The sequence below is a fragment of the Mesorhizobium sp. M7A.F.Ca.MR.362.00.0.0 genome, assembly GCF_004023175.1.
Classification (GTDB): domain Bacteria; phylum Pseudomonadota; class Alphaproteobacteria; order Rhizobiales; family Rhizobiaceae; genus Mesorhizobium.
Window position 1 is genome coordinate 1 of the sequence record NZ_RZTF01000356.1, and the last position, 6,639, is coordinate 6,639.

6 protein-coding genes and 1 pseudogene are annotated in these 6,639 nt (G+C 63.0%); 6 read left to right on the plus strand and 1 reads right to left on the minus strand.

What is annotated here, in order from left to right; all coding sequences use genetic code 11:
- On the minus strand, window positions 1-1,146 hold a 1,146-nt coding region (locus EOC06_RS29700; protein ID WP_128309467.1), incomplete at its 3' end, for an NAD(P)/FAD-dependent oxidoreductase.
- A 433-nt stretch (window positions 1,147-1,579) separates the two neighbouring features.
- On the opposite strand from EOC06_RS29700, the gene EOC06_RS29705 reads away from it, so the two are divergent.
- The 6 genes and pseudogenes from EOC06_RS29705 to EOC06_RS45035 all read left to right on the plus strand — a co-directional run.
- Window positions 1,580-2,869 (plus strand): imelysin family protein, encoded by a 1,290-nt coding sequence (locus tag EOC06_RS29705; protein WP_128309468.1) that lies wholly within the window; start codon window positions 1,580-1,582, stop codon window positions 2,867-2,869.
- A 113-nt stretch (window positions 2,870-2,982) separates the two neighbouring features.
- Complete coding sequence (locus EOC06_RS29710; RefSeq protein WP_023811421.1) at window positions 2,983-3,294, plus strand: (2Fe-2S)-binding protein; 312 nt, start codon at window positions 2,983-2,985, stop codon at window positions 3,292-3,294.
- Window positions 3,260-3,745 (plus strand): bacterioferritin, encoded by a 486-nt coding sequence (bfr, locus tag EOC06_RS29715; RefSeq protein ID WP_013527914.1) that lies wholly within the window; start codon window positions 3,260-3,262, stop codon window positions 3,743-3,745. The genes EOC06_RS29710 and bfr overlap by 35 nt, the downstream gene beginning before the upstream one ends.
- A 12-nt stretch (window positions 3,746-3,757) precedes the next feature.
- Complete coding sequence (locus EOC06_RS29720) at window positions 3,758-5,359, plus strand: di-heme oxidoredictase family protein (RefSeq protein WP_128309469.1); 1,602 nt, start codon at window positions 3,758-3,760, stop codon at window positions 5,357-5,359.
- Entirely contained in the window at window positions 5,359-6,438 is a 1,080-nt protein-coding gene (locus EOC06_RS29725) for an imelysin family protein (protein WP_128309470.1), read from the plus strand. Before EOC06_RS29720 ends, EOC06_RS29725 begins: the two co-directional genes overlap by 1 nt.
- 1 nt (window position 6,439) lies before the next feature.
- Window positions 6,440-6,639, plus strand: a pseudogene (locus EOC06_RS45035) (DUF1513 domain-containing protein); the annotation flags it as partial.

Genomic DNA, 6,639 nt, shown 5'->3' on the forward strand with positions numbered 1-6,639 from the left:
GAGCATCTTGCGGCCAAGCATGTGGTCGCCGGGACGGTTGACCGATTCGATACCGAGCAGCCGGTCGCCGGCATAGTGGTAGATCGAGAACTTGTTGTCGGGCAGGTCGCCCAGCACGACATGGCTGTCGCCGCCGGCGGTCAGGCCGACCATCTGCAATTTCATGTCGCCGATGTCGGACCAGAACCATGGCACCGCCGAATAGGCGTCGGCATGGCCCGATATCGTGCGCGCGGCAAGCCGCGCCTGGTCGGTGGCATTCTGCACCGATTCCAGCCGCACGTCGCCGCCGGTGAACCAGTGCCGGTAGGAGGCAGCATCGCCAATGGCGAGAATCTCCGGCATCGACGTGCGCATCTGATGATCGACGCGAATGCCGTTGGCGATGCTGAGGCCGGCCGCCTGCGCCAGTTCTAAATTCGGCACGGCACCAACGCCGACGATGAGCATGCGCGCCGGCAGCCTTTCGCCTGATGAGGTGATGGCGGCCGTGACATGACCGTTTTCGCCATCGAGCCTGGCGATCGAGGTGCCGGTGAGGATGCGCACGCCTGTCGCCTCCAGCCGTTGCCGGACGTGGCTCGCCACGACCGGCGCCACGGCGCGGCCGAGCAGCCGGTCCACCGCCTCGACCACTGTCACCGTGCGACCGGCGGCCCTCAACGTGGCTGCGATCTCCAACCCGATGAAACCGCCGCCGAGGATGACGACTTCGTCGCTTTGCGCGCTGAGGTCGCGGATCAGCCGCGCATCGGCCAGCGAGCGCAGCGACAGCACACCGGACAGGTCGGCACCGGGCAGCGGCAGCGTGCGCGGGCGCGAGCCTGTCGCCAGGATCAGGTGGCCAAAGGCCAGCGCACCACCGCCGGCAATATCCAAACTGCGGCGTCCGGCATCGATTCGATCGATCCTGACGCCAGGCCGGTAATCGATGGCGCTGCCGGTGTAAAAGGCCTCGCCGCGCAAGGGTTGCGGCTTGGCCTCTGCATCCTTGATGAAAGTCTTCGACAGCGGCGGTTTGTGATAGGGAAGTTCGTCCTCATCCCCGACGAGGATCACCGGCCCGTCATAGCCGTCTTCGCGCAGACTGGCGGCCGCTTGCACGCCCGCATGACCCGCGCCGACAATGACCACACCGTTCTTCATCGCATTCCAATCCCGCTTCTATCCTAGGATGTCTCGCCAAGTGGCAATTGTCTGGTGCCGCCGCAAGAGAGCTTTTGCGGGTCGCACCCGGAATGGCGGCTGTCAATCGTACAGTTCAGTGGCAAGACCGGTGCAGAAGATGCATAAAGTTGACAGTCGTAGTTTAGAATAATTCTAAACTGTTGTTTCAATTGACTTTTCCTACGGATTGTCATTGACATCCGACGATGTCGCAGCTTTATGGAGGCTCGCGCGTCAGCGCATCCCTTTAATGTCTGGGCCTTGAACCCTTTCGATTGGAGGCATTTTGGTGTCTTTCTTCCGCGAACCGCGCGATGGCGCGGCATCTCTTGCGCCCAATGGCCCACAGATGGCCTGGCGCCGGTTGTTGCGCGCGCCGTTTACAGAATTTCCGAGAAACTGGAGAGTGATTATGACAGCACGATATGGCAGCAGGCTTGCGGCGATCGGCGCCACTGCCCTGCTGACGGTGGCGGTATTCGTGTTGCCGGCAAAGGCGGAAACCGATGCAAAGGCGGTCATCAAGACCTATTCCGACATCGCACTCGCCAAATACGAGGATTCGTTGACCACCGCGCAGGCGCTCGACAAGGCGGTCGACGCGCTGCTCGCCGCGCCATCGGTGGAAACCCTCAACGCTGCCCGTGACGCCTGGAAGGCATCGCGCGTTCCCTACCAGCAGACCGAGGTCTACCGCTTCGGCAACAAGATCGTCGACGACTGGGAAGGCAAGGTGAATTCCTGGCCGCTGGATGAAGGTTTGATCGACTACGTCGCCAAGAGCTACGGCTCCGAATCGGACGCGAACGCGCTCTACACGGCCAATGTGATCGCCAACAAGGAGATCGAGATCAACGGCAAGAAGGTCGATGCATCGAAGCTTTCGCCGGAGTTCCTCTCCGGCACGCTGCAGGGAGCCGGCGGCATCGAGGCCAATGTCGCCACCGGCTACCACGCCATCGAATTCCTGCTCTGGGGCCAGGACCTGCATGGCACCGGCCCGGGTGCCGGCGAGCGCCCCTATACCGACTACGACCTCAAGAACTGCACCGGCGGCAATTGCGATCGCCGCGCCGAGTATCTGAAATCGGCCAGCGACCTTCTGGTTTCGGATATTCAGGAGATGGTCGGCAACTGGAAGGAAGACGGCGCCGCCCGCAAGGCTCTCGTCGATGGCGAGCCGAACACGGCGATCTCGACCATCTTCACCGGCATGGGCTCGCTGTCCTACGGCGAACTGGCCGGCGAGCGCATGAAGCTCGGCCTGCTGCTGCATGATCCGGAAGAGGAGCACGATTGCTTCTCCGACAACACCTACAATTCGCATCTCTACGACGCCATCGGCATTCGCGCGGCCTATCATGCAAGCTACACGCGTCTCGACGGCACCGTCGTTTCGGGTCCCTCGGTGGCCGATATGGTGAAGGCGGCCGATCCGGCGATCGACAAGGAACTGTCTGACAAGCTCGATGTCACCGTCGCCAAGATGGAGGCGATCAAGGCGCGTGCACTGGCCGGCGAGGCCTATGACCAGCAGATCGCCGAGGGCAACGTTGAGGGCAACGCCACCGTGCAGGCGGCGATCGATGCGCTGATCGATCAGACCAAGTCGATTGAGCGCGCCGTCGGCTCCCTGAAGCTCAGCACCATCGCCTTCGAAGGGTCCGACAGCCTCGACGCGCCGGACAAGGTGTTCAAGTAAGGGCCGAAAGACAGGAGACTGATCCGGAGCCGGACAACCGGCTCTGGAACGGCCTCCGCTAGAAAATCAAGCCACACGGCGCGGGAGACGCCGTCAGCCAGCCGAGCAAGCCAATGCTGATTTGTCATTGCAATATCATCACCGAGAAGGAGATCGAGCAGACGATCGTCGGGCTGCTGGACCAGGATCCCTGGCAGCTGATCGTGCCGGCGAAGATCTATCATGCCATGCAAAAGCGCGGTCGCTGTTGCGGCTGCTTCCCAAATGTGGTGGAAACGATCATTCGGGTCACCGAAAATTACCACGCCCGCTCGGAGGCGAGCGGCGTGGATGTCGTTTCACACCTGGATCGCGTCAGAGGCCTGCGCGTCCAATACGGGAGCAGAATTCATGAAAGGCGATCCGCAGATCATCGAGCGGCTTAACGAGGCTCTTTTTCTGGAGCTTGGGGCCGTCAATCAGTACTGGGTGCATTTCCGTCTGCTTGAGGACTGGGGATACGCCAAGCTGGCAAAGAAGGAGCGGGCGGAATCGATCGAGGAGATGCACCATGCCGACAAGCTCGTGGCCCGGATCATCTTCCTCGAAGGCCATCCGAACCTGCAGTCCGTGGCGCCACTGCGCATCGGGCAGAACGTCAAGGAAGTGCTCGAATCCGATCTTGCCGGCGAATATGACGCACGTACCGCCTACAAGCGGTCGCGCGAAATCTGCAACGACGCCGGCGACTACGTGACGATGAAGCTGTTCGAGGAATTGCTCGCCGACGAGGAGGGTCACATCGACTTTCTCGAGACGCAGCTCGACCTGCTTGCCTCGATCGGCGAGGAAAAATACGGCCAGCTCAACGCCGCATCGGCGGACGAGGCGGAGTAAGGGCATGCGGGAATGCGGCGCCTGCTAGAATTCGTGCGCCGCTCGCGGCGGGCCAATGGCTCGCCGCTCCTTCGCAAGACGCCGGCCGGATTGGCGCGTCGGCGCTATGTCGTGCTCGTGTTGGCGCTTGCCTCTTCGGCGATGGCCGGTGATCTTCAGCCTGCCGGGCTCGCCACCACGCGCACCGACCTCAATGCGAAGGACCAGGCGCGCGTCATCGCCGTCACGAGGCCGACCGCGGATTTTTCCAGGCCAGAGCAGTTCGAACTGATGCAAGGTGGCGCCGGCACGTCCCGGAAGGACGTCAGCCGCGATTCCTTCTCGCAATCCTCGGCCAACATCACCTTCGAGGAAGAGGGCGACTTCAAGCTCGGCAATGCCCTTTTCCGCAAGAACTGGGTCTCGTCGCCATCCTCGACGCAGGCGTCGGACGGGCTCGGCCCGCTGTTCAACGAACGTGCCTGCCAGAACTGCCATCTGAAAGATGGCCGCGGCCGCCCGCCGCAAGGCGACGTCGGCACCACGTCGATGTTCCTGCGGCTGGCCCGCGACGCCAGCAGCGCGGAAGAGAAGGCGGCGCTTGCCGACCACAAGGTGCTCAACTTCCCCGACCCGGTCTACGGCACGCAATTGCAGGAGCTCGCCGTACCCGGCCTGCCCGGTGAAGGCAGGATGCATGTTGACTATCAGGAACGTAAGGTGGAGCTGACGGACCGCACTGTGATCTCCTTGCGCAAACCGAGCTATTCGGTTGACAGCCTTGGCTACGGGCCGCTTGACCCACGCACCACGCTGTCGCCGCGCCTGACCCCGCCGATGATCGGCTTGGGCCTGATCGAACAGATCGCGCCGGCTGATATTCTCGCCCACGCCGATCCGAACGACAGGGACGGCGACGGCATTTCCGGCAGGCCGAACATCGTGCGCGATAGCCTGAACGGAAAACTGACGCTTGGCCGTTTCGGCTGGAAGGCACAGACCGCGTCGATCCGCCAGCAGGCGGCGGACGCCTTTGCCGGCGACATCGGCATCTCGACGCCCGAAGAGCCGAAGCATTGGGGCGATTGCACTGCTGCGGAGGCAAAATGCCTCGCCATGCCGAACGGCGTGCAGCAGCGCCTTGGTCCGGTCGAGGCGCCGCCGCCGGTGATGGATCTCGTCACCTTCTATTCGCAGAACCTGGCCGTGCCGTCGCGCCGCGACCTCGACCGGCCGGACGTGCTCGCGGGCAAAAAAACATTCTACGAGATCGGCTGCATTGCCTGCCACACGCCGAAATTCGTCACGCGCCGCGATACGCCCAACAAGGCGCGGGCCTTCCAGCTGATCTGGCCTTATTCCGACTTCCTGCTGCACGACATGGGGCCTGATCTGGCCGATGGCCAAGCCGTGGGAGATGCGACGGGCAATGAATGGCGCACGCCGCCGCTGTGGGGCATCGGCCTGACCGAGACGGTCAACGGCAATTCCTTCTTCCTGCATGACGGGCGCGCGCGCAGCCTGACCGAGGCGATTCTGTGGCATGGCGGCGAGGCGCAGAAAGCGCGCGACCGCTTTGCCGCCGCCAGTGCGACTGAGCGTGACGCGCTGCTCAAATTCCTGGAGTCACTGTGATGTTCAAGCGTTCTGCATTGTTTCTCGTTCTTCCGCTGGCCCTGCTGGGCGTTGTCCCTGCGTCGGCGGCGGTCAAAGCCTCCGATATCATCCAGCGCGCGATCGATGGCTTCGTCCGCCCGGCCTATGCCGGCCTGCACGAGCATGCGGAAGCCTTGACCGGATCCATGCGCGAGCTGTGCGTCACGCCCTCGCAAGGAGAACTCGATGCCGCACGCGCCGAATTCTCCGCCACCGTCTATGCCTGGTCGTCAGCCGAAATCATCGGCTTCGGACCGATCAAGGAGAACAACCGGCTGGAGCGCATGCTGTTCTGGCCGGATCGCAAGAGCATCGGCCTGAAACAGGTACAGGCGGCGCTGTCCGACAAGGATCCGACCGCGACCGATCCGGCACAACTGGCCGGCAAGAGCGTTGCCATGCAGGGGCTGGGCGCGCTCGAATTCGTTCTTTACGGCGACGGCGCCGATGCACTTGCCGGCAAGGATGATCCCTACCGCTGCGCATATGGCGCGGCGGTTGCCGGCAACATCGAAGCCATGGCCGGTGAGGTCAGCGCCGCCTGGAACAAGCCGGACGGCTTTGCAGCGCTTTGGGCCAATCCGGGGCCGCAGAACCCACTTTACCGCGACGGCAACGAAGCGGTGACGGAACTGGTCGGCGTCTTCATCAATGAGCTCGAAATGGTGCGCGACGTGCGCCTGAAAGGGTTTTTCGGCGGCAAGCCGGATGCGGACAAGCCGAAACAGGCAATCTACTGGCGCTCGCAAAACACCACCGCGTCACTGGCCGGCAATCTCTCCGGCATCGATACGCTGTTCCAGGCCTCGAAGCTGGGCGATGCCCTGCAGACCGATGCGCGCTGGATGGCCGAATCGATCCACATCCAGCTGGTCAACGGTGTCGCCACCGCCAAGGCGGTCGGCGGTCCAATCGACAAGGCGCTTGCCGATCCGGCGCTGCGTGACAAGCTCGATCATTTCGCGCTGATCACCTCCAGCCTCTCGGCCTTGATCGGCACCAGGTTGACCGCCGAATTCGGACTGACCGCAGGCTTCTCTTCGCTGGATGGGGACTGAATTGAAAACCCCTCTGATAGATCGCCGCGATTTCCTGAGAGCTGCAGGCGTTGGCTTCATGGCGACGATGACGCCCTCGGCCTGGGCAACCACGCTTGTGGCCGACGCCGTCTTCGCCACGGCTTTCGTCAAACGCGACGGCAGCTTTGGCGCTGCCGTCCTGTCCGAGGCCGGCAAGGTCCTGCATGCGATCGACCTGCC

Excerpts from the sequence above, each read along its gene's own strand:
- EOC06_RS29705 (WP_128309468.1), top strand. The coding sequence starts at position 1,580 with ATGACAGCACGATATGGCAGCAGGCTTGCGGCGATCGGCGCCACTGCC.
- EOC06_RS29710 (WP_023811421.1), top strand. The coding sequence starts at position 2,983 with ATGCTGATTTGTCATTGCAATATCATCACCGAGAAGGAGATCGAGCAG.
- bfr (WP_013527914.1), top strand. The coding sequence starts at position 3,260 with ATGAAAGGCGATCCGCAGATCATCGAGCGGCTTAACGAGGCTCTTTTT.
- EOC06_RS29720 (WP_128309469.1), top strand. The coding sequence starts at position 3,758 with ATGCGGCGCCTGCTAGAATTCGTGCGCCGCTCGCGGCGGGCCAATGGC.
- EOC06_RS29725 (WP_128309470.1), top strand. The coding sequence starts at position 5,359 with ATGTTCAAGCGTTCTGCATTGTTTCTCGTTCTTCCGCTGGCCCTGCTG.